The sequence below is a fragment of the Novosphingobium sp. GW835-FHT14H07 genome, from assembly GCF_058793515.1.
The window spans coordinates 106363-126036 of sequence record NZ_JBXAFX010000013.1 but is presented as its reverse complement, the minus strand read 5'-3'; the positions used below and the strand labels follow the sequence as shown (position 1 = coordinate 126036).

The 19674-nt window shown below is 62.9% G+C and carries 23 protein-coding genes; 8 read left to right on the top strand and 15 right to left on the bottom strand.

Annotated elements, in window-relative coordinates; genetic code table 11:
- The first annotated feature begins 121 nt into the window (after positions 1–121).
- Genes AC1Q5P_RS13545 through AC1Q5P_RS13535 form a run of 3 tightly spaced genes read left to right on the top strand, consistent with a single transcriptional unit; the run spans position 122 to position 2247 of the window.
- Positions 122–1159, top strand: coding sequence for an SIR2 family protein (locus AC1Q5P_RS13545; RefSeq protein ID WP_492519213.1), 1038 nt, complete (start codon positions 122–124; stop codon positions 1157–1159).
- Between the two features lie 27 nt (positions 1160–1186).
- The gene (locus AC1Q5P_RS13540) at positions 1187–1669 is read left to right on the top strand and encodes a TIR domain-containing protein (protein WP_492519212.1); all 483 of its coding nucleotides are present in this window, start codon (positions 1187–1189) and stop codon (positions 1667–1669) included.
- Between the two features lie 17 nt (positions 1670–1686).
- A complete protein-coding gene (locus tag AC1Q5P_RS13535; RefSeq protein ID WP_492519211.1) occupies positions 1687–2247 on the top strand; it encodes a toll/interleukin-1 receptor domain-containing protein in 561 nt (186 codons plus the stop codon).
- Here the strand turns inward: AC1Q5P_RS13535 and AC1Q5P_RS13530 are convergent.
- Positions 2194–2346: a hypothetical protein gene (locus AC1Q5P_RS13530; RefSeq protein WP_492519214.1), complete on the bottom strand. Its 153-nt coding sequence runs from the start codon at positions 2344–2346 to the stop codon at positions 2194–2196. The two genes, AC1Q5P_RS13535 and AC1Q5P_RS13530, sit on opposite strands and share 54 nt — an antisense overlap.
- Positions 2347–2798: 452 nt before the next feature.
- Here AC1Q5P_RS13530 and AC1Q5P_RS13525 point away from each other — a divergent pair, with 452 nt between their 5' ends.
- The gene (locus tag AC1Q5P_RS13525) at positions 2799–3515 is read left to right on the top strand and encodes a hypothetical protein (protein ID WP_492519210.1); all 717 of its coding nucleotides are present in this window, start codon (positions 2799–2801) and stop codon (positions 3513–3515) included.
- Between the two features lie 4 nt (positions 3516–3519).
- Here the strand turns inward: AC1Q5P_RS13525 and AC1Q5P_RS13520 are convergent, their stop codons facing one another.
- The 4 genes from AC1Q5P_RS13520 to AC1Q5P_RS13505 form a co-directional block, all read right to left on the bottom strand.
- Positions 3520–4044 carry a MarR family transcriptional regulator gene (locus AC1Q5P_RS13520; RefSeq protein ID WP_492519209.1) on the bottom strand — a complete coding sequence of 175 codons (525 nt, stop codon included), beginning with the start codon at positions 4042–4044 and terminating at the stop codon, positions 3520–3522.
- 83 nt (positions 4045–4127) lie between these two features.
- Positions 4128–4574, bottom strand: a complete 447-nt coding sequence (locus AC1Q5P_RS13515; RefSeq protein WP_492519208.1) for a hypothetical protein — start codon at positions 4572–4574, stop codon at positions 4128–4130.
- 44 nt (positions 4575–4618) lie between these two features.
- Complete coding sequence (locus tag AC1Q5P_RS13510; RefSeq protein WP_492519207.1) at positions 4619–5038, bottom strand: hypothetical protein; 420 nt, start codon at positions 5036–5038, stop codon at positions 4619–4621.
- Between the two features lie 112 nt (positions 5039–5150).
- Positions 5151–5726, bottom strand: coding sequence for a helix-turn-helix domain-containing protein (locus AC1Q5P_RS13505; RefSeq protein WP_062343242.1), 576 nt, complete (start codon positions 5724–5726; stop codon positions 5151–5153).
- Between the two features lie 246 nt (positions 5727–5972).
- On the opposite strand from AC1Q5P_RS13505, the gene AC1Q5P_RS13500 reads away from it, so the two are divergent.
- On the top strand, positions 5973–7607 hold the full coding sequence (locus AC1Q5P_RS13500) for a sensor histidine kinase (protein ID WP_492519206.1): 1635 nt from the start codon (positions 5973–5975) through the stop codon (positions 7605–7607).
- On the top strand, positions 7604–8230 hold the full coding sequence (locus tag AC1Q5P_RS13495; RefSeq protein ID WP_039337690.1) for a response regulator: 627 nt from the start codon (positions 7604–7606) through the stop codon (positions 8228–8230). The genes AC1Q5P_RS13500 and AC1Q5P_RS13495 overlap by 4 nt, the downstream gene beginning before the upstream one ends.
- Positions 8231–8349: 119 nt before the next feature.
- Here AC1Q5P_RS13495 and AC1Q5P_RS13490 read toward each other — a convergent pair whose 3' ends face one another.
- Genes AC1Q5P_RS13490 through AC1Q5P_RS13470 form a run of 5 tightly spaced genes read right to left on the bottom strand, consistent with a single transcriptional unit; the run spans position 8350 to position 14076 of the window.
- Positions 8350–9519 (bottom strand): acyl-CoA dehydrogenase family protein, encoded by a 1170-nt coding sequence (locus AC1Q5P_RS13490; protein ID WP_492519205.1) that lies wholly within the window; start codon positions 9517–9519, stop codon positions 8350–8352.
- A complete protein-coding gene (locus AC1Q5P_RS13485; protein WP_492519204.1) occupies positions 9519–10730 on the bottom strand; it encodes an acetyl-CoA C-acetyltransferase in 1212 nt (403 codons plus the stop codon). Before AC1Q5P_RS13485 ends, AC1Q5P_RS13490 begins: the two co-directional genes overlap by 1 nt.
- Before the next feature lie 2 nt (positions 10731–10732).
- Positions 10733–11959: a CoA transferase gene (locus AC1Q5P_RS13480; protein ID WP_492519203.1), complete on the bottom strand. Its 1227-nt coding sequence runs from the start codon at positions 11957–11959 to the stop codon at positions 10733–10735.
- 3 nt (positions 11960–11962) lie between these two features.
- On the bottom strand, positions 11963–13147 hold the full coding sequence (locus tag AC1Q5P_RS13475) for an acyl-CoA dehydrogenase family protein (protein ID WP_492519202.1): 1185 nt from the start codon (positions 13145–13147) through the stop codon (positions 11963–11965).
- An 11-nt stretch (positions 13148–13158) separates the two neighbouring features.
- Positions 13159–14076 (bottom strand): SDR family NAD(P)-dependent oxidoreductase, encoded by a 918-nt coding sequence (locus AC1Q5P_RS13470; RefSeq protein WP_039337695.1) that lies wholly within the window; start codon positions 14074–14076, stop codon positions 13159–13161.
- A 175-nt stretch (positions 14077–14251) separates the two neighbouring features.
- Between AC1Q5P_RS13470 and AC1Q5P_RS13465 the strand changes: the two genes are divergently transcribed.
- Positions 14252–15160 (top strand): LysR family transcriptional regulator, encoded by a 909-nt coding sequence (locus AC1Q5P_RS13465; protein ID WP_039337696.1) that lies wholly within the window; start codon positions 14252–14254, stop codon positions 15158–15160.
- Between the two features lie 66 nt (positions 15161–15226).
- Here the strand turns inward: AC1Q5P_RS13465 and AC1Q5P_RS13460 are convergent, their stop codons facing one another.
- From AC1Q5P_RS13460 to folE, 4 genes are all read right to left on the bottom strand, one after another.
- Entirely contained in the window at positions 15227–15592 is a 366-nt protein-coding gene (locus AC1Q5P_RS13460) for an endonuclease domain-containing protein (protein WP_156135890.1), read from the bottom strand.
- Positions 15593–15771: 179 nt separating this feature from the next.
- Complete coding sequence (locus tag AC1Q5P_RS13455; RefSeq protein WP_492519201.1) at positions 15772–16248, bottom strand: PaaI family thioesterase; 477 nt, start codon at positions 16246–16248, stop codon at positions 15772–15774.
- A 42-nt stretch (positions 16249–16290) separates the two neighbouring features.
- Positions 16291–17265, bottom strand: a complete 975-nt coding sequence (locus AC1Q5P_RS13450; protein ID WP_492519200.1) for an NAD(P)/FAD-dependent oxidoreductase — start codon at positions 17263–17265, stop codon at positions 16291–16293.
- A gap of 16 nt (positions 17266–17281) precedes the next feature.
- Complete coding sequence (folE, locus tag AC1Q5P_RS13445) at positions 17282–17878, bottom strand: GTP cyclohydrolase I FolE (protein ID WP_039337745.1); 597 nt, start codon at positions 17876–17878, stop codon at positions 17282–17284.
- Positions 17879–18049: 171 nt separating this feature from the next.
- Between folE and AC1Q5P_RS13440 the strand changes: the two genes are divergently transcribed.
- Positions 18050–18640: a PAS domain-containing protein gene (locus AC1Q5P_RS13440; protein WP_039337698.1), complete on the top strand. Its 591-nt coding sequence runs from the start codon at positions 18050–18052 to the stop codon at positions 18638–18640.
- A gap of 22 nt (positions 18641–18662) precedes the next feature.
- On the opposite strand, the gene AC1Q5P_RS13435 is transcribed toward AC1Q5P_RS13440, so the two are convergent.
- Complete coding sequence (locus AC1Q5P_RS13435; protein WP_492519199.1) at positions 18663–19631, bottom strand: sensor histidine kinase; 969 nt, start codon at positions 19629–19631, stop codon at positions 18663–18665.
- Positions 19632–19674 lie beyond the last annotated feature (43 nt).

Here is a 19674-nt window from a genome sequence, read left to right as displayed (position 1 = left end):
TCATCGCCTCAATCCGCATGCTCACGCGCAGAACCGCAAGATACTGTCAAATTTGATCAACTTCTGAATCGGGCTCTTAGGCCGCCCTGTCGATGTGAGGTCGAGCCAAAAGCAGTTATCAATGCCAGCGATAAGCTCAGGCTCCATAAAAATATACAAAATGCATGGAACGATTGACGCGCCCGAGGATATCGTCATTTCGACAGAAGATTACGAGCTTTATCGCAGAAATAGGGCATCCTTTCTAAATCTCTTACATGCCCATCTCACCAGCATGACTTTTTTGTTCATCGGCATGAGCTTGACTGATCCAAACGTTAAGCACGTTCTTGCATTGTTGCGCGAAAATTTTCCCGAAAATCCACCACGTCATTTCATGATATCCCGACGACCACAGAGGATAGATTTTGATTCTGACGACGCCCACCTAGCAAGACTTGCACGGCATAACTATTGGGTCAAGGATCTGCGCCGCTACGGCCTGGTTGTTGTCGAAATCGAAGAATACTCGGAAATCGACGACATAATGCGACAACTGGAACTGGAATTAGCTCGGAAGCGGGTCTGGGCTTCAGGAAGCTGGCCGACGAACGGAACTGATCCCCGGCTTGATTTCGTCCAAACTATTTCGCACACCTTGGGGGCACGCCTTGGATCGTCAGAATATTTTTTGGTATCGGGAAATGGCTTGCTAGTTGGCTCTTCCGTTTTAGCAGGATTTCTACAATCCATGCAAATGCAAGGGCAGTGGGATTTTGATCGAAGATTAATCTTAAGATCTTTTCCACAATCACAATCTGGCTCAGCCCCTCCAATAGATTACTGGGATAATTTGAGATATGAGCTCGCAAGGTTTGCTGGAATCGTTGTCTTTATAGGAGGCTTGAGGATAGATGATGGAATAACAGAAATTGCGGATGGCGTTTTAAAGGAAAGAGATATTGCAGAGGGCATGGGTGCATTTATTTTACCAATTGGTGTGACGGGAGGCGCTGCCGCCGTCATTTCCAATAGCCTAAAAGGCTCAGCACTTCCGTTTGATGGCAAACACGCAAAAAGACCTGGTGACGAAGATTTAGATTTTTTGTCGAATCCACATAATTCCGTAGATCAGTTGATTGATCGCGTAATGAATATTATAAAAACGGTCTCGCGATAGTTAGGCATTTTTTTGACAGGGGCAGAAATGATGCGGCGCGTATTTTTTAGCTTTCATTACGCACGTGACTCGTGGAGAGTTTCTCAAGTTAGAAATGCTTGGGTCTTGCCCGGAACGCGAGGCGCTAATTCTATTGTGGATCATGCTTCTTGGGAAGAGATCATGCGCAAAGGCCCAAGCGCTATCCAATCTTGGATCGACAATCAAATGCACGGCTCGTCCGTATTAGCAGTTCTAATTGGACGCGACACCCATACAAGGCCGTGGGTGCAATATGAAATCAAGAAGGCGCACCGGGATGGGCGGGGAATTCTCGGAGTTTGTCTCTCTGGGACCAAGGACCATCGCGGGATGGCAGACCCACCGGGAGTTGACCCGATTAATGAGTTATCGTTAACAGATAAATTCGGGTACTTGGTGAGATATCCCGTTTATTCTTGGTTATCTGGAGACGGCCGCAATAACTTTCCGCGTTGGGTCGAGGAAGCGGCCAAAAATGCAGGTCGATAGGCTGGGGATCTAAATCAATGGCGTACGTTCGTGAGAATGATTTTCGATTTGCTGCAATGCGCGCGAGACAATTTTCGTATGCTGGTATGGAAGCTCTTCTGGCTAAATCAGAACGTAATTTATACTCTTCGTACGACGTTTTTCTGTCCCATTCCATTATGGATAATGAGATTGTGCTTGGGGCTAAGCAAATCTTGGAGGAAAAGGGGTTCAGCGTTTACATTGACTGGATCGATGATCCGCTTCTCGATCGTAGGAACGTCTGCAGAGAAACTGCGGATTTAATCCGTAATAGAATGAGGCGGTGTAAGTCGCTTTTATATCTTCATTCGACGAATGCGACTAAGTCCAAATGGTGCCCTTGGGAACTCGGATATTTTGATGCATTTACGCATCCTGCTCGCAGAGTTTTCATATTTCCGGTTGCCGCGACTGATGGGACTTATCGAGGACAAGAGTATCTAGAGTTATATGATACGGTGGAAATAACTCGGGTTGGTGACAGATCATTTCGGAAGGACGACCTACTTGTACGCGATAAATATGGCGCGTTCAAGGCCTGGAGCGCAGCTACGTGAGGTGGCTGTATGAAGTGATGGCCAAGGCGAGCAGCCTTCGATTTCGGTCTCCAGCGCGAAGCTGAGGAAAGTGCGGATCAGGACGATGATGGCGAGGATGTCTGGGCGCTTCGTTACGTCAGCTTAAACCGGCTGAGGCCCCCGCCTTCGCGGGGGAGCTGGGCTGTGCGTGAGGGGCGAGGTGATGGGGGCGGTGATGTCGGCGCTTTTGTCGCGGGCGGGTTTTGGGTGCCTGCCCCCGGCCTCTCTCGCCTGCGGGACGTCGGCTTAGGAGTGCCCACCCCCGGCCCCTCCCGCTTGCGGGAGGGGGGATCTGGTTTGCCGGAAGCTTGCGGGAGGACGACTGAGGCCCCTGCCTTCGCGGGGGAGCAGTTCTGACTAGCAGTGTTGGCGGGGTTTGCTCCGACTCATGGGAGCGCGAGGGTTTTGACCCTCGCATTCTGGCTTTCTTCCTGACACTTCCCAGTTTTCGCTTTCCTACATTTAACCGTATGGGTTAATTGCGGTCCTTCGACAGGCTCAGGATGAGCGGGGGTTGAGGCAGCATCTCGATGAGCGGAGGTGGTATGGCGGAGCGTGGGCGGACTTCGCGGGTGCGGCGGGTGGATGTTGTCGAGGACTCGGCGCTCGACTTTGCGCCGTTCGTGCATGTGGCGCCTCGGCGCAATTCGATCACGCCGGACAAGCAGCGGCGGTTTATTGCCACGCTGGCGGCTACGGGGATCGTGAGTCAGGCGGCGCTTTCCATCGGGGCTTCGGTGGAGGCGCTTTACAAGTTGCGGCATCGGGTGGGCGCGGAGGACTTTGCGCGGGCGTGGGATGCGGCGGTGGAGCGGGGCTATTCGCGGCTGGAGGACTGTGCGCTGGAGCGGGCGATTGCCGGGGAGGAGCGGCCGGTGGTCTCGCGCGGGAAGGTCGTGGCGACTTGGACGCATCACAATACCGGACTGCTGATGTTCCTGCTGCGCGCGCGGCGGCCGGAGAAGTATGGTGCGGTGCGCGTGGGCGACCTGCGCGAGGGGCATCCGGTCCATGATGCGCTGAAGGTGCGCTGGGAAGCCGAGCGCGCGGCGGCGGATGCGGCGCGGGCCGATGGGGCGCGGGCTTCGCTGCGGGCGAAGCTGCTGGGGATGCGGGAGGCGGTGTTGCGGGAAACCGGCCGAGGGGAGACTGGGTTGCGGGAGGAGGTGCGTGGCGGCGCTGGCCCCTCCTCCGCTGGCCCCTCCTTCGCTGGCGATGCCCTTCCTCCCCCTGACGGGGAGGAATGAGCGGTCAGTCCTCGGCGGTTGGGGTGAGGATCTTGTCGGCGATGTCCTCCATGCGCTGGCACATCAGGGCGAGCGTGGCGTCCATGGCGGCGAGCCCGGCGGGGCTGAGGTGGACGAAAGTGCGGCGGCCATCGCGGCCATCGTCCTCGCGCTCTACCAGGCCACGCGCCTCGAGGATGCGCAGCCAGCGCAGCGCGGTCGTCGGCGGGACGTGGGCGCCGATGCAGGCGCTGGTGGTCGGCACGCGGCGGTTCTCGCGCCCGGCGACGTAGAGATCGAGCAGGATGTCCCAGGTCGGCTCGCCGAAGAGATCGGCGGGCAGGTGCTTGTGGCGGCGGCGGCGGGCGGCGTAGAACTCGCGCGCGGCGACGGTGTGGCGGGCGATGGTCGCCTCGTCGAGCGCCGGGGCGGCGAGCGCGGCGAAGGCGGGCACGGCCGGAGCGGACGGGGCGCCGACGATGGTGAGACCGGCCCGGCGGCCGACGGAATCGCGCCGGGGGGGCGCACTGCGCATGGAACGTACGGTCATGTCTGTGGCTCCCGTGAAATGGGATGGATGGTAAGGCGGCGATGTCTTGCGGTGTCCGGCGGCGGGCCGGGGTGCCTAGGGCGTCAGGTGAGGCGCCAGGCGTGGTAGCGGCCGATGCGGTCGGTTCGCTGGAGATGCGCGGTGGTGCCGAGGAGAAGCGCGGCGCTCTGGATGGCGATGGGCAGCTGGCTCATCGCGAAGTAGCCGTAGCGGACGAGCGAGAGGTCTATCATCTTGGCGAGGTGGGCGAGGATCACGATCACTTGCCCCGAACAGGCCCAGAGCGGCCAGGCGCGGTTGGCGCGCAAGGCTACCCACAGCAGCGCGGCCAGGGCCCAGCTGTCGATGACCAGGTGCCCCGGGTCGATCGCGAAGAAGGCGGGACTGCCGAACAGGGCATGGTTGGCGAGATCGAGCAGGATGGTCGCGATAAGGATCGTCGCGACCATGCGCTCCGGCTCCCCGCCCTTGCGCAAGGCAAAGACGAGGATGCCGACAAAGGCGATGCGAGCGGCCCAGATCACGAGCATTGCTTCAACCCCTGCCTGCTGCCCGATTCATCAGCGCTCGAGGCTCAGGCCGCATCGACCAGCGCGACCGGGTGGGCGGCATCGCCGAGCGAGCCCGTGGGCGGGCAGTCGTCGACCAGGCCAGAGCCCATTTCGCGGCCGGCGTCGGCCAGCTTGCCATGGACGCGGGCGAGTTCGCCGCTGGCATCGAGCACCGCCTTCTGGCTGGCGGCGAGGCGGAGCAGCGCTTCCTGGCCGGTGAACGGGCCGACCGGGGTTTCACGCCGGGCGCGGACCATGGTGGCGAGCAGGTTCGCCTGGCGGATCAACGCTTCATCGAGCGCGGCCTCGGCATCGTGGAGATCGCGGCTGATGCGCAGGCCATGAACGGCGGTGGCATTGCCGGCAACGGCGGCGCGCGCCTTGGCTTGCCCGCCCTTGGTTTGCCCGAAGGTCATCGCGATCGTGTTGTCAGTAGCTTTCATCTTCACACCCTGTCCCGCCCCATTGTCGGGACGGACCCCTTCATGTGGACGCCGACGCCCCCGCGCCGGAAATCCGGTTCATGGAAGGAGATGGTCGGTGAAGGACCTTGCCCTACCGATCGAGCATGGCGGACAGTTGCATGAACATGCTCAGCCCGCCCAGCACGATCAGGATCAGGAACACCGTTATGCCGCCAATATACCCCAGCCGCAGAAGGGTGCCGTTCGGCCCGTCGAACATCTCCGGGAGGACATGATGATAGACCATCCCGTCAGCCTCGGCCGGCGCCTGGCGCCTGCGTTCGACCGGAGCATCGGCCCGACCCTCGATCCCTGGTGCATCTTGCACCGGAAGCCTGGCCTCTGCTCCTGACGGTCCGACATCCGTGTCATCCCGAGAGCTGGTTTCGACCGGAAGCGGCGGAAAACGTATATGGGAATCTTCATATACGGGTTGTTCGTATGTCTCCACCAATCGGCGATAGGCTTGCGCGACCTCACCCCGGGTGGCCACGCCAAGTTTGGCCCGGGCCAGCATGATGCGTTGATCGACGGTATGAGGCGAAATCCCGAGCTGACGCGAGATCTCCTTCGATGTCATATGCTGAATCAACAGATCGAGAACCTCTCTCTGCTTTGCCGTCAGCTCGACCAGCGGATTGTCGCAAAGTTCGCCCGTCACAATCATTGCAGTGATGAATCCCGACTATTCCCGGCCTTCAAAAAAGGTAAACATCCGGTACTGTCAATTCTGCACGAACGCCCCGGATTTGCCAAATATTCTTTCATTCATCGCACCATGAAGGTGATCAGCCAGTTAAAACGCGCTTAACTTGGGGCGGCGCAAACCCGGCGTGTCCAAATCGCTGTTCACGGCGCGTATGGCGTGCAAAAATGATGCGGGGAGTCCGAATCAGGACAGGACGGGTAGGAAATGCGCAGGCGTAACACGGGGCGAGTCGTTGCGACCGGACGGGCCATCCTTGCGCTTGCGTTTCTGCTCGCCCTGGTGCTTGATCCGACCGTACCGGTGCGGGACAGCGCCTTGGGCTACAGCCTGCTTTCGGCATACACGCTGTGGACGGCAGCGCTTATGGTCCTCGCGTGGCGAAGCTGGTGGTTCGATTTTCGGCTTGCTCCAGCCGCGCAGGCCATCGACATCGCAATCTTCATCGCGGCAGTCTATTTCACCGAAAGCCGCTACACCGAGTTCCAGAGCCCGTTCCTCGCACTGGCCGCGTTCCTGCTTGTTGTCGCCATGGTTCGTTGGAACTGGCGCGCCACGGTCGTCACCGCCATCGTTTTGCTGTTCACGAACCTGCTGTTCGGAATGATCCTGTACTCCTGGGGCGTCGACATCGATCCCTACCGCTTCGTACGGCGCACGATCTACATGATCCTGCTTGCCTCGATGCTGATCTGGTTGAGCATGTCACGCTCGACCGGGCGCCTGGCAGTGTTGCCAGAGCCGACGGGGATTCCGGGCAAGCGGCGCGACCTCGTGTTCGATGGAGCGCTCAATCTGCTGGTCCAGTCCTTCGGAGCGCGCAACGTCGCCTTCGCCTTCGCCAGCAGCGAGGAACCGTGGATCGATCTGCGCCGCATGGACGATGGGGTTCCGGACAGACAGCGCCTTTCGCCTGAAACATTCGCGGAGGAGCTCCTTGCCCCCCTGCCGACGATGCTCATAGACATGAAGCGAAGCAGGAAACTGATCGAAACCCCTGCCGACGACGCGATCGAAGTCCGCGCCGAGCAGCTGGATTCGCGGCTTGCAACCTACCTCGGTGTCGAGACCGGGATGATCGCTTCGGTGCGCAGCGTGATGGGGTCCGGCCATCTCGTTGTGTGGAATGCCCACGCCCTCAGTTTTGACGATATCGGCCTGATGTCTGCCATCGCCCGGGAGGTCGGACAGGCGCTGGACCGGGAAGAAATGGCCCTGCTTGCCCGAACAGCCGCCGAAACCGGCGTCAGGCACGCGGTCGCGCGCGACCTGCACGATAGTGTCGCCCAGTTCCTGGCGGGCACGCTGTTCCGTCTCGAAGCGCTCCGACGCTGGATCCGCGAAGGCAATGACCCGGAAGGCGAGATCGATTCGATCAAGAACGCATTGCGCCGCGAACAGGGGCAGCTGCGCCTGCTGATCGAACGACTGAGGCGGGGACAGGACAGCGACCGCCGGACCGATATTGCCGAGGAGCTGCGCGATCTTCTGGCTGAGGCAGGTGCGCACTGGCACATCTCGACCGAGCTTGTGCTAACAGGTGCGCCCGAGCCGGTGTCCGTGCAGCTTTCCCACGAAATCCGCCAACTGGTGCGCGAAGCGATTGCCAACGCGGCCCGTCACGGCAAGTGCAGCAAGGTGCTTGTCACCCTGACCGAAGATGTCGGCGAACTGCGCCTGAGCATCACCGATGATGGTGTCGGATTCCCCACCCTCGGCAATGCCGCGCGGCCACGCTCGATTTCGGAACGTGTCGAAGCGCTGGGGGGGAGCTTCAGGCTTGATTCCAGCAGAGGCGGCGCTCGTCTCGAAATTGCCTTACGATCCGGAGAACTTGCATGATTCCAGTCCTAGTGGCCGATGACCACGGCTTCATCCGCGCAGGCGTGGAAGCGGTGTTGCGCGGCACCCGGTTCTCGGTAGTAGCGGCCACCGCAAGTGGCGAGGAAACGCTGGACGCGATCAAGACCCACGATCCGGCCATTGTCCTGCTTGATATCAACATGCCCGGCATGAACGGCGTGCAGACGCTGGAAGTCTTGCGCGATCGTGGCGACAAGCGCCCTGTCGTGCTGCTGACCGCCGAGATCAATGATCGCCAGCTGATTTCGGTGATGCGTGCAGGGGTAGAGGGCATCGTCTCGAAAGACGGGGCGGAGGACGGCCTGGTCGACGTGCTGGAAAAGGTTCACGGCGGCCAGAAGGCCATCGAGCCGATCTTCCTGCAGCGGGCCATCGATCTTTCGCTGCGCCCCGATGCGCAGGGGCCGCTGGCCAAGCTCAACCCGCGCGAGCGCAAGATCGCCGGGCTGGTGGCACGTGGCCTGCGCAACCGCGACATCGGAGCGGAACTGGGCATCGGCGAAGGCACGGTGAAAGTCTATTTGCACACGATGTACCAGAAGCTGGGCATCGATAACCGCACCGAACTGGCGCTGCTGGCGGTGAACGAACAGGACAACTGATCGGTCGTTCGAGCCTGAAAAGCGGGACCCCGGGTCGAGCCCGGGGTGACGGCAGGGAGGTTGGAGGCGAGTTTGAACGACCCGCAACGGTATCGTCCTGACGGGCTTCTATTGCCCTCTCAATAACTCCTTGGCAGCCCGAGCACGTGTTCGGCCAGGAACGACAGGATCAGGTTCGTGCTGATCGGCGCAACTTGATAGAGGCGCGTTTCGCGCAGCTTGCGCTCCACGTCGTATTCCTCGGCAAAGCCGAAGCCGCCGTGGGTCTGGACGCAGGCGTTGCCCGCTTCCCATGAGGCATCGGCGGCGAGCATCTTGGCCATGTTGGCCTCTGCCCCCATCGGCAGGCCAGCTTCGTACATTCGCGCCGCCTCGCGCACCATCAGTTCCGCCGCGCGCATCTGCGCATAGGCCTTGGCAATGGGAAAGGCGACGCCCTGATTGGCGCCGATCGCCCGCCCGAACACCTGCCGCTCCTTGGCGTACTCCACCGACCGCTGCGTGAACCACTTGGCATCGCCAACGCATTCCGCGGCAATCAGCACCCGCTCGGCGTTCATGCCGGAGAGGATGTAGCGGAAGCCCTTGCCCTCCTCGCCCAGCAGGTTCGCGGCCGGAATGCGCATGTTGTCGAAGAACACCTCCGTGGTGGCATGGTTCATCATCGTGCGGATCGGGCGGATGGTCAGCGATCTGCCCACCACTTCGCGCATGTCGACGATGAACACCGACAGGCCGTCGGTCTTCTTCGTTACGTCCTCGCGCGGGGTGGTCCGCGCCAGCAATAGCATCAGGTCGGAATGCTCGGCCCGGCTGGTCCAGATCTTCTGGCCGTTGACAACGTATTCGTCGCCCTCGCGACGGGCGAAGGTGCGCAAGCTGGTGGTGTCGGTCCCGCTCGTCGGTTCGGTCACGCCAAATGCCTGCAGGCGCAACTCGCCGCTGGCGATCTTGGGCAGGTACTGGCACTTCTGCTCTTCCGAGCCGTGGCGCAGGATCGTGCCCATGATGTACATCTGCGCGTGGCACGCCCCGCCATTGCCGCCCTCGGCCTGGATTGTCTCGAGGATCGCCGCCGCCGCGCCGAGGCCAAGCCCCGATCCGCCGTACTCCTCGGGGATCAGCACCGAAAGCCAGCCCGCTTGCGTCAGCGCGTTGACGAATTCTGTAGGGTACTGGCGCTTCTCGTCCAGCTTGCGCCAGTATTCGCCCGGAAATTGCGCACAGAGCTTGCGCACGCCCTCGCGGATTTCGCCGTGGTCCTCGGAGTCATAAGGCGAGAGGATCATCAGGCGGCCTCGAATACGGCTGCTATGCCTTGCCCGCCGCCGATGCACATCGTCTCAAGCCCATAGCGCCCGCCGCGCCGTTGCAGTTCGCGCGTGAGGTTGGCGAGGATGCGGCCGCCGGTCGCGCCTATGGGGTGGCCGAGGCTGATGCCCGAGCCATTGACGTTGAGCATGTCATGGCGGCTGTCATCGTCGGACCAGCCCCAGCCCTTGAGGCAGGCGAGGACTTGCGGCGCGAAGGCCTCGTTCAGCTCGATCAGGTCGATGTCGGCCCACGACAGGCCATTGCGGGCAAACAGCCGCTCGGTTGCGGGGACCGGGCCATAGCCCATGCGCGAGGGATCGCAGCCCGCCGCCGCCCACGAATGGAACCAGGCGATCGGCTCCAGCCCAAGCTCTTCCAGCTTGTCCTCGGCCACGACCAGACACGCCGCCGCCGCATCGTTCTGCTGGCTGGCATTGCCTGCGGTGACCACACCCTTTTCAAGCGGCTTGAGCTTGCCGAGCGATTCCATGGTCGCGTCGGCGCGATAGCCCTCGTCGTGTGCGAAGGTCACCGGGTCGCCCTTCCTCTGCGGGATGGTCACCGGCACCAGTTCATCATCAAACAGGCCCTTGGCCCAGGCGGCTGCGGCGCGCTGGTGGCTGCGCACGGCGTAGGCATCGCAGGCTTCGCGGCTGATGCCGAAGTCCTTCGCAAGATTCTCCGCCGTCTCGATCATGCCCGAGATCACGCCATAGCGCTCGATCGGCTGGCTCATCACCCGCCCCCGCGTCAGGCGGTCATGCAGCGTCAGCGAGCCTGCGCGCACGCCCTTGCGCACATCGGTGGTGTAGTGCTCGACGTTGGACATCGATTCCACGCCGCCGGCCACGACCACGTCGGAAACGCCCGTCTGCACCATCATTGCCGCATTGACGATGGCCTGCAGCCCGGACCCGCAGCGCCGGTCAAGCTGATAGCCCGGCACTTCCTCGGGCAGTCCGGCCAGCAGCCAGGACCAGTGCGAGATGCACGGCGCCTCGCCATTGCCGTAGCCTTGCGCGAAGATCACGTCGTCCACCCGGGCGGGATCGATCTTCGTCCGCTCCATCAGCGCGGTGAGGATCGTCGCGCCAAGCTGCCCGGCGGTGAGCGAGGAAAGGCTGCCACCAAACTTACCGACGGCAGTGCGGATCGGGGCGACGATGGCGGCTCTACGAAGGGTCATGGTCATTCCTTGTCTGAAGTGGCGACGACGCCCTTGTCGATCAGTGCGGCGATCTCGCCCGAGGACATGCCCAGCCGCTGGCTGAGGACCTCCTCGCCGTGCTGGCCAAGATAGGGCGCGGGCAACGGATCTCCCGCCTCGCGGTATGGGATGTTGGCGAAGCTGCGCGGGGCGGGGTATTCGAAGCCGCTCGGGTTGGCGGGCGATGGGCCGAACAGCGGATTGTGGGTGACGAGGTCCGGATCGCGCGCCATCTCGTGCATCGTTCGATAACGCTCGAACGTAGCCCCGGCCCTGGTCAGCCGCGCGGCGAGATCGGCGTAGCTGAACCGCTCCGCCGCTTCCTGGAACATCGAGAACAGGCGGTGGCGGTGGACGAAGCGGTGATGATCGCTGGCGGCAAAACTCACCCCCAGTTCCGCCTCTACTGCTGCCACATCGTCGGTCAGCCCGAACGCTTCGACCGTCGCCATCCACTGCTTGGGCGTCAGCGCGGCGACCATGAAGCGATGGCCATCGCCACTGCGGAAATCGCGTCCGAACGCGCCCCAGATGGCATTGCCGATGCGTTCGCGGTCGCCTCCGCGATAGAGCATTTCCGCTGCCGCCCCTGCATTGAAGGCCGTACCGATGGCGACGTCGCCGAGCGGCACGCGCAGTTCGCTGCCCTCGCCGGTGGCGTCGCGATGGCGCAATCCCGCCAGCAGCGCAAAGGCGCAATAGGCCCCGGTGATGAAGTCCCAGGCGGGCAGGATCTGGTTGACCGGCGGCGCGGTGCCTGCGTCCCACTCCTCGGGCCCGGTCATCAGCGGATAGCCCGAGGCGGCGTTGACGGTGAAGTCCATTGCCTGCCGCCCGTCATGCCAGCCCATGATACGCACCGAGACGAGATCGGGCCGCCCTCCCGCAATCCGCTCATGCGCCATGAAGCTTTCCACCGGCAGGTTGGTGATGACCTGCCCCGTCTTGCGCGCCAGCTCCACCGCCAGTTCGCGCCCTTCACCGGTCTGCAGGTCGAGCGCCACGCTCTTCTTCGCGCGGTTGAGGTTCTCCCACGACAACGAGCGCCCCTCGCGCGTCATCATGTAGCGCTTGTAGTCCAGGCCGCCGCGCCGATCGTCGATGCGGATGACCTCTGCCCCCATCTGCGCGCAATAGAGGCCCGCCGTCGGCGAGGCGACGAAGGACGAGACCTCGACGATCGAAAGCCCGGAGAGCAGCTGGTACATGACTTACCAGACGGTCCCTTCGCTGGCGAACTCACGCAATAGGTGCTTGGCAATCTGCAACTGCATGATCTGGCTGGTGCCTTCGTAGATGCGCAGGATGCGCGCATCGCGGAAGAAGCGCTCCGCCGGATATTCGGCAAGGTAGCCGGCACCGCCGAACACCTGCACGCAGCGGTCGACCACGCGCCCGCAGGCCTCGGACGAAAACAGCTTTGCCGCTGCCGCCTTGCGCTGGATGTTCTCGCCGCGGTCGGCGCGGGCGCAGGCATCGGCGACCATGCATTCGGCGGCGTAGAGGTCCGCTTCGCTGTCGGCCAGCATCGCCTGGATCAGCTGGAAATTGGCGATGGGTTCGCCAAAGGCCTTGCGTTCGTTGGCGTAGCGGATCGCGGTATCAAGCGCGCGGCGCCCCAGGCCCACCCCCATGCCGGCCACCGAAAGGCGTCCGTTATCAAGGCTCTGCATCGCGATCTGGAAGCCGCGCCCTTCCTCGCCACCGACCAGTGCCGAGCCCGGAATATGGACGTCCTCCATGATGACATCGGCAATGTGCGCGCCCGATTGCCCCATCTTCTTGTCGGGCTTGCCCACGGTTATCCCCGGCGTCGTCATGTCGACGATAAAGGCCGATACATGCGCGTTCTTGGGCAGGGCCTCCTTAGAGGTGCGCGCCATGATCAGGCCGATCCTGGCGCTTGGGCTGTTGGTGATGTAGCGCTTGGTGCCGTTGAGCCGATAGCCGTTGCCGTCGCGCACGGCGGTGGTCTGCATCGCCGCGCTGTCCGATCCCGATCCCGGCTCGGTCAGGCCGAAGCAGGCAATCTCGCCACTGGCGATACGCGGCAGCCATTCGGCCTTCTGTTCAGGCGTGCCATGGTTCTTGATCGCGCTGCCGGTCATGCCGATGTTGATCGACACGGTGGAACGGTACGCGGGAGAGGCATAGGCCATGTGCATCACCGTGGTGATGTATTGGCTGATGTTCATGCCCGCGCCGCCGTATTCCTCCGGGATGGTGATGCCGAACAGGCCCATCTCGCGCATTTCGTCGAGGATGTCGTCGGGGATGCGGTCATTGGCAATCACGTCGTCCTCGGCGGGGATCAGCCGCTCGCGCACATAGCGGCGCAGCTGTTCGAGGAACTGTTCGAAGATTTCCGGGTCCATGCCGGGGTTGACGTTGGCCATGTCAGGGTTCCTCAGACGGGGTCGTAGGGAAAGACGTGTGCCGAAACCTCGTCGGCACGCGCAAAACTCGGGCGGAATGCGGGGATCAGCTCCTCGGCAATGGCCGTGGGCGTCCAGCCCTCCAGCTTGACCATCGAGCGCACCGGGCGTGGCTTGTCGAACAGCAGGATCTCGTTCTTGCGCACCGAGAAGATCTGGTTGGTAACGTCCACGGAAAGGTCCGAAGCGAGATAGGCCACCAGCGGCGCAATCTTGTCCGCACTCATCGTCTGCATCCGCTCCACGCGCAGCTTCTGCTCGGGCGTCTCGGCCGGGATCGAGGCGGTCATGCGGCTCCACGCAAACGGCGCGATGCAGTTCGACCGCACGCCCCAGCGCGCCATGTCGAGCGCGATCGACTGCGACATCGCCACCAGCCCCAGCTTCGCCGCCGAATAGTTGGCCTGTCCGATGTTGCCGATCAGGCCCGAGGTCGAGGTGAAGTGGATGAAGCTGCCGGAAGACTGTTCGCGGAAGTAGGGCGTCGCCGCCTTCGAGACATTGAACGCGCCGGTGAGGTTCACGTCGATGACGCTCGTCCAGTCCTCGTAGGACATCTTGTGCCAGATCGTGTCGCGCAGGATGCCGGCGTTGTTCACCACCGCGTCGATCCGCCCGAACCGCTGCACGGCATCTTCCACGATGCTGGCTGCGCCCGCCGGATCGGCCACGCTGGCAAGATTGGCGTGAGCCTTGCCTCCCGCTGCCACGATATCGTTGACCGTGGTCTGCGCGGGGCCTGCATCTCCACCATCCCCGCCTTGCGCCACGCCCGGATCGTTGACCACCACCGCAGCACCTTCACGGGCGCAGAGCAGCGCGATCTCGCGCCCGATCCCGCGCCCGGCGCCGGTCACGGCAACGACCTTTCCATCCAGCACGCCGGCCATCCGAATCTCCCAACGGTGTCTTGTTGACACTCTTGTTAAGCGACCGATTAAACCATTTCAAGCGCTGCCACCACCACCTTCGGCAGCGCCTTTGGGAGAGGACTTCACAATCACCAAGAATTGTGGTTTGGAAGCTCAACCAATCACCTTGTGATTGAACCAAAGGTGGCTTCCGATGCGCTTCAAGGGCCTCGATCTCAACCTGCTCGTCGTGTTCGACGCGCTGATGGAAACGCGCAGCGTGACCCGCGCGGCAGAGCGGATCGGCCTGACCCAGCCTGCGACAAGCGCGGCCCTGCGCCGGTTACGCGACTACTTCCATGACGAGATCGTCGTCGCCGTAGGCAAGCGCATGCACCCCACGCCGTTCGCCGAGGGGCTCCACCCGCAGATTCAGCTCGCCCTGCGCGGGGTCGAGCGTGCGATCACCACGCCCACCGCGTTCGATCCGACGACCTCGACCCGCCGCTTTCGCATCGTCAGTTCGGACTACATCATGGTTGCCGTACTGGTCCCCCTGATCGAGCGCTTTGCCGTAACGGCGCCGGGCGTGCGCGTGGAGATTATCCAGCCGACCGAACAGGCCGTGTCCGAACTGGAATCGGGCAAGGCCGACCTCCTCGTCACGCCCGAGCCGTTCCTTGCTGCCTGGCATCCCCATGAAATCCTGTTCGAAGAGGAACAGGTCGTGGTCGGCTGGGCAGAAAATCCGGTGCTCAAGCGGGGGCTTACCGAGGAAGACTTCTACGCCGCAGGTCACGTCACCGTCGCCTTCGGGGCCACGCGCACTCCAGCCTTTGCCGATTCCACGCTATCGCGCATGGGGCGCGAACGGCTGGTTGAAGTTACCGTGTCCAGCTTTGCCTCGGCGCCGTGGTTCATCGAGGGCACCGCGCGCCTTGCGGTTCTGCACGAGCGCCTTGTCCGCCAGATCGCCCGCCGCTTCAATCTGGCCTGGGCGCCAATGCCGTTCCCGTTTCCCAAGATGCACGAGATGATGCAATTCCATGAATCGCGCGCCGACGACGCCGGGCTCAACTGGTTGCGCCAGCAGATGCGCGAGGTTGCCGCAGAGGCGGCTTGAGCGAAATTGCGCCGCAAACCTTCCCCCTTGATGGGGGAAGGATACCGTAGCTTGCGGGCTTGCCCGCTAGCGGAGGTTGGATGGGGGTGAAATTGCGCCGAGTTCGCGGGCAATGACAAGCGCAACTCCCCCGCGGTTGCCCAATACCTCGTTGTTCCAGAACCGCAGGACCGGGTATCCCTCTCTTGCCATCATTGCATCGCGACGCGCATCGTCTTTTCCACCGTGCTGACCACCATCGATCTCGATTACCAAACGTGCTTGGTGGCTTGCGAAATCACAGATTGCGCGAGCGAGCGGGACCTGTCGGCGAAAACGCCAACAGCCGAATTGCTCCTTGAGCAGGCGCCACATCACCGCTTCGGCTTCGGTGGGTTCACGCCGCATCTTTCGTGCGCGCTGAATTGCCAGAGGAGGTGGAGGCTTCTTCACGTGCGAATTTCACCCCCATCCAACTCCGCCTAGGCAGCAAGCTGCCAAGCCTTCGTATCCTTCCCCCATCAAGGGGGAAGGGAAAGCGGGTTTGCTACCAATTCTGCAGGACGGTCATTGGCAAATCATAGCCATCATCCGGATGCCGCCACTCGTTGCCAGACATCCAGCCACCATCCCTAGTGCGAGGTGCGTCGCGCCCGCTTGATCGTGCCGGAAAAGCTCAGCACGGCTTCCTCCTGTCCATCCGCGCCGGTGCGCAGGATCGTGCCGCGGGCAAAGACCAGGCTGCCCCCTGCGCGCACGCATTCCCCGCGCGCGGTCAGCATCTCGCCCGCCTGTGCGCCGCTGACGAATTCGCAGTTCATCGTCACGGTCACGCCACTCACTTCGTCGCCGTTCGAGGCAGCGACCATGAACAGCGAGAAGTCGGCGAAGGTCATCAGCGATCCGCCATGGACGATGCCATGGCCATTGAGGTTCTTCGCTTCGGGAATGAAGCCGGTGACGATGCCGCGCTCGTCGCGCTTCACGAAGAACGGACCGGTGCCGTCCTCGAACGGGTCCTTGCCCGACCATTTCCACCAGCCGGCCCAGGGACCGTCCTTGACCTGTTCGAAATTGCCCCTGATCGGCGAAGTCTCTGACGTGCTCATGGCCGCCTTCTTAAGCGGACGTTTGAAGGGCTGTCGATAGGGTCAGGCCACTTCCTCGCGTTCGCGGGCCATCATGCGGGTTGCCAGCGTCCTTCCCGATATCCACGCATTCTCCACGCGCGGGCCCAGCAGCCAGTCACCGCATACGCCGATTTTCGACTGTGCGCTCCACAGCGCGCCAAGGTTGCTGCCGGTCGACATCGCATAGCGCCAGCGATGGGCCGAGGCCGTGACCGGTTCCGGAAGGGTTTCCTCCAATGCCTCGCCCAGAGCGGCAAGCAGGGCTACCGTGACCTGCTCCACCGTGTCTTCGACGTGCTGGGTCGACCAGTGGGGGCTGGCCTGCACCACCCATGTTTCCGGGCCTTTGCGCCCCGGCTTGGCACCATTGCGCGCGGCCCAGCTTATCAGGCCCGCCTCGCGTAACGTGTCCTGTCGGCTCGGCAGCCGTTCGGCAAAGGCGAACATGCCGGTCCAGCACGGTTGCGACCGGGCAGCCAGCGCGGTTGCCGCCAGCGAAAGATCGTGCAGCGCCACGATGGCAGATGCCTGCTCGGGCGGGAGGGATACGACAACGGCGTCGAACGGCCCGGCCTGCAGCCGCTCTCCCGCAGCGGTCTCGCCGGTCAGAAACCAGCGATCCTCGCGGCGGACAAGGCCGCGCACGTGCCAGCCGAAGGTCACGTCGTGCTGGTCGGCCATGTCCTTGATGACGGCGTTCATCGTCGGGACCCCGACCCACGCGCCGGTTCCGGCGGCAGGCCAGGGCGCAGCAACGCCGCTGGCCGACCAGCGCGCGACTTGCGCCATGAACGCGGGATCGCGCACCGTGAAGTACTGCGCGCCATGGTCGAAATGGGCATCGCCCAGCGGCGTGGTCATGCGGCGCGTCGACATGCGCCCGCCGGGGCCGCGCCCCTTGTCGTAAAGCGCTACGGTGTGGCCCGAGCGAACGAGCTGGGAAGCGCAGGAAAGGCCGGACATTCCTGCGCCAACAATGGCAACATGCATCTTCATCGGTGTTTTCGCGGGCTCAACCACGTCCCATCAACGCCAGGACTTCCTTGCGGCTGCTGGCATCGTCGAGGAAGCAACCGAGCATCCGGCTCGTCACCATCCCCACGCCATGCGTCCTGACCCCCCGTCCTGTCATGCAGCCATGCTGCGCCTCGATCACCACCGCGACCCCTTGCGGCTGGAGATTGTCCCAGATGCACTTGGCGACTTCTGCCGTCAGCCGCTCCTGCACCTGCAGCCGGCTGGCATAGCCGTGAAGCACCCGCGCCAGCTTGGAAATGCCGACCACGCGGTCCTTGGGCAGATAGGCGATCGAGGCGGTGCCGATGATCGGCGCCATGTGATGTTCGCAATGGCTCTGGAACGGGATGTCGCGCAGAAGCACGACTTCGTCGTAGCCGCCCACTTCCTCGAACGTGCGCGAAAGGTGCAGGCCCGGATCCTCGGCATAGCCGCGGCAGTATTCGCGCCAGGCCCGTGCCACGCGCTTGGGCGTATCGAGCAGGCCCTCGCGCTCGGGTTCGTCGCCCGACCAGCGGATCAGCGTGCGGATCGCCTCCTCGACCTCGGCGGGGACGACGATCTTGCCGTCCTCGCCGATCACGTCAGCCATGCCCGATGAGGCGGCGAGGGAGGGTGACAGGACGTTCATCGGCAAAGGCTCCGATCCGGCACGAAAAAAGGTTGCGGAATGATGTCCGGATGCGCCCCGGCCCTGTCAGGAACAACACGGACCAAAGGGCACGGGCTGGAAATGCGCGGAAAGGCGCGTATATCTGTCCGCATGTCCATAGCCGAGATGATCGCCTCCAGCCCGACGGCCGCCGTCATCAGCAATCCGCGTTTGCCGGACAACCCGATCATTGCCTGCAATGACGCGTTCGTCGAACTGACCGGATACCCGCGAGAGGAGATTATCGGCCGCAACTGCCGCTTCCTCCGCGGGCCCACGACGGAGGACGACAAGGCGAGGGTCCTGCGTGAAGGCATTCACCGCAAGCAACCGGTGATGGTCGAAATCATCAACTACAAGAAGGACGGCACCCGCTTCCGCAACGCGGTGATGGTCGCGCCGATCTTCGATGCCGAAGGCGAAGTTGAATACTTCCTTGGCTCCCAGGTCGAACTGCCCGAAGAACAGGGCGCAGCCAATGATGTGCGCCGCAATGGCGCTGCCGAACGCGTCGAACGCCTCAGCCGCCGCCAGAAGGAAATTCTTGTGCTTATGGCGGCCGGAAAGCTCAACAAGCAGATCGCCTACGAACTGGGCCTTAGCGAACGCACCGTGAAGATGCATCGTTCCGCCGTGCTCAAGGGGCTGGACGTGAAGACCAGCGCCGATGCCATCCGCGTGGCGATCGAAGCCGGGTTCTGAGGCCCGTCAGCGGTTCAGGAGATCAGGGGGTCAACGGCCTGACACCCTCGATCCGCAGTTCGCACCACACGCCGGCCGGATCGAAGTTCAGCTCCAGTCCCTCGATCCCCGGCTGCGGCACCAGCAACCGCGAACCTATGCCCGGGCGCGCGGGGCTGGTAACGTGTGGGCCGCCCTTTTCCGCCCAGAGCATGTACAGCGTGGAACCCGACGGGCCGATGAACCAGCTCAGCTCCACATGGCCCCGCTCGCCCGACAGCGCGCCGTACTTGACCGCGTTGGTGCACAACTCGTGCAAAGCCATGATCAGCGGAATGCAGCTTCCTGCCGGCAGCACGCACGGTTCTCCCGTCATGCGAATGCGGTCGTCGTGCTCGAACGGGGCGACGGTGTCGCGCACGAGTTGCGGCAGCCGTCCTTCCGCCTCTGCGCCGATCTGCAAGAGATCGCTCGCAGCGGCAAGTCCTTCGATCCGCAGGCTGAACTCCTTGTAGAAATCCATCGCCGATGCCGCCTTGGGCCCGCGCGAGGCGAGCGCCTGGATCAGCGTCAGCATGTTGCGCACGCGGTGGCGCAACTCGCGATTGTAGCGCTCCTGCTCGGCATTGACGACCGCGATCCGCCGCATCGCCCCGCGCAGGATGCTGCCGATCAGGACTGTCAGCCCTCCGGATAACACGAACAGCGCGAAGATCAGGCTGCGCACGATACTCACTTGCGAGAACCACGGCTCGCCCCCGAAAAGCCGCTGTGCCAGCAGGGAAGCAACAACCAGGTAGGTCAGGGCGTAGCGCAGCTCGAGTGCGAGCGATGCAATCAGCAAGGCAGGCCAATAGGTCACGAACGGCCGCCCGAGCGCGCCCATGTCGAGCGAGGCGCGCAATATCGTGGGCACGACAAGCAGCACCGCAATCCACGCCAGCGATTCCGCAGGCGACCGCACATGGCCAACCAGCGCCCGCACGATTCGTGCCTGACGTGTCTCGCCCACTGCCACGCTCCACCCCCAATTTGCCTGCGACCGGCATGTGCCA

Excerpts from the sequence above, each read along its gene's own strand:
- AC1Q5P_RS13545 (WP_492519213.1), top strand. The coding sequence starts at position 122 with ATGCCAGCGATAAGCTCAGGCTCCATAAAAATATACAAAATGCATGGA.
- AC1Q5P_RS13540 (WP_492519212.1), top strand. The coding sequence starts at position 1,187 with ATGATGCGGCGCGTATTTTTTAGCTTTCATTACGCACGTGACTCGTGG.
- AC1Q5P_RS13535 (WP_492519211.1), top strand. The coding sequence starts at position 1,687 with ATGGCGTACGTTCGTGAGAATGATTTTCGATTTGCTGCAATGCGCGCG.
- AC1Q5P_RS13525 (WP_492519210.1), top strand. The coding sequence starts at position 2,799 with ATGAGCGGAGGTGGTATGGCGGAGCGTGGGCGGACTTCGCGGGTGCGG.
- AC1Q5P_RS13520 (WP_492519209.1), bottom strand. The coding sequence starts at position 4,044 with ATGACCGTACGTTCCATGCGCAGTGCGCCCCCCCGGCGCGATTCCGTC.
- AC1Q5P_RS13515 (WP_492519208.1), bottom strand. The coding sequence starts at position 4,574 with ATGCTCGTGATCTGGGCCGCTCGCATCGCCTTTGTCGGCATCCTCGTC.
- AC1Q5P_RS13510 (WP_492519207.1), bottom strand. The coding sequence starts at position 5,038 with ATGAAAGCTACTGACAACACGATCGCGATGACCTTCGGGCAAACCAAG.
- AC1Q5P_RS13505 (WP_062343242.1), bottom strand. The coding sequence starts at position 5,726 with ATGATTGTGACGGGCGAACTTTGCGACAATCCGCTGGTCGAGCTGACG.
- AC1Q5P_RS13500 (WP_492519206.1), top strand. The coding sequence starts at position 5,973 with ATGCGCAGGCGTAACACGGGGCGAGTCGTTGCGACCGGACGGGCCATC.
- AC1Q5P_RS13495 (WP_039337690.1), top strand. The coding sequence starts at position 7,604 with ATGATTCCAGTCCTAGTGGCCGATGACCACGGCTTCATCCGCGCAGGC.
- AC1Q5P_RS13490 (WP_492519205.1), bottom strand. The coding sequence starts at position 9,519 with ATGATCCTCTCGCCTTATGACTCCGAGGACCACGGCGAAATCCGCGAG.
- AC1Q5P_RS13485 (WP_492519204.1), bottom strand. The coding sequence starts at position 10,730 with ATGACCCTTCGTAGAGCCGCCATCGTCGCCCCGATCCGCACTGCCGTC.
- AC1Q5P_RS13480 (WP_492519203.1), bottom strand. The coding sequence starts at position 11,959 with ATGTACCAGCTGCTCTCCGGGCTTTCGATCGTCGAGGTCTCGTCCTTC.
- AC1Q5P_RS13475 (WP_492519202.1), bottom strand. The coding sequence starts at position 13,147 with ATGGCCAACGTCAACCCCGGCATGGACCCGGAAATCTTCGAACAGTTC.
- AC1Q5P_RS13470 (WP_039337695.1), bottom strand. The coding sequence starts at position 14,076 with ATGGCCGGCGTGCTGGATGGAAAGGTCGTTGCCGTGACCGGCGCCGGG.
- AC1Q5P_RS13465 (WP_039337696.1), top strand. The coding sequence starts at position 14,252 with ATGCGCTTCAAGGGCCTCGATCTCAACCTGCTCGTCGTGTTCGACGCG.
- AC1Q5P_RS13455 (WP_492519201.1), bottom strand. The coding sequence starts at position 16,248 with ATGAGCACGTCAGAGACTTCGCCGATCAGGGGCAATTTCGAACAGGTC.
- AC1Q5P_RS13450 (WP_492519200.1), bottom strand. The coding sequence starts at position 17,265 with ATGAAGATGCATGTTGCCATTGTTGGCGCAGGAATGTCCGGCCTTTCC.
- folE (WP_039337745.1), bottom strand. The coding sequence starts at position 17,878 with ATGGCTGACGTGATCGGCGAGGACGGCAAGATCGTCGTCCCCGCCGAG.
- AC1Q5P_RS13440 (WP_039337698.1), top strand. The coding sequence starts at position 18,050 with ATGTCCATAGCCGAGATGATCGCCTCCAGCCCGACGGCCGCCGTCATC.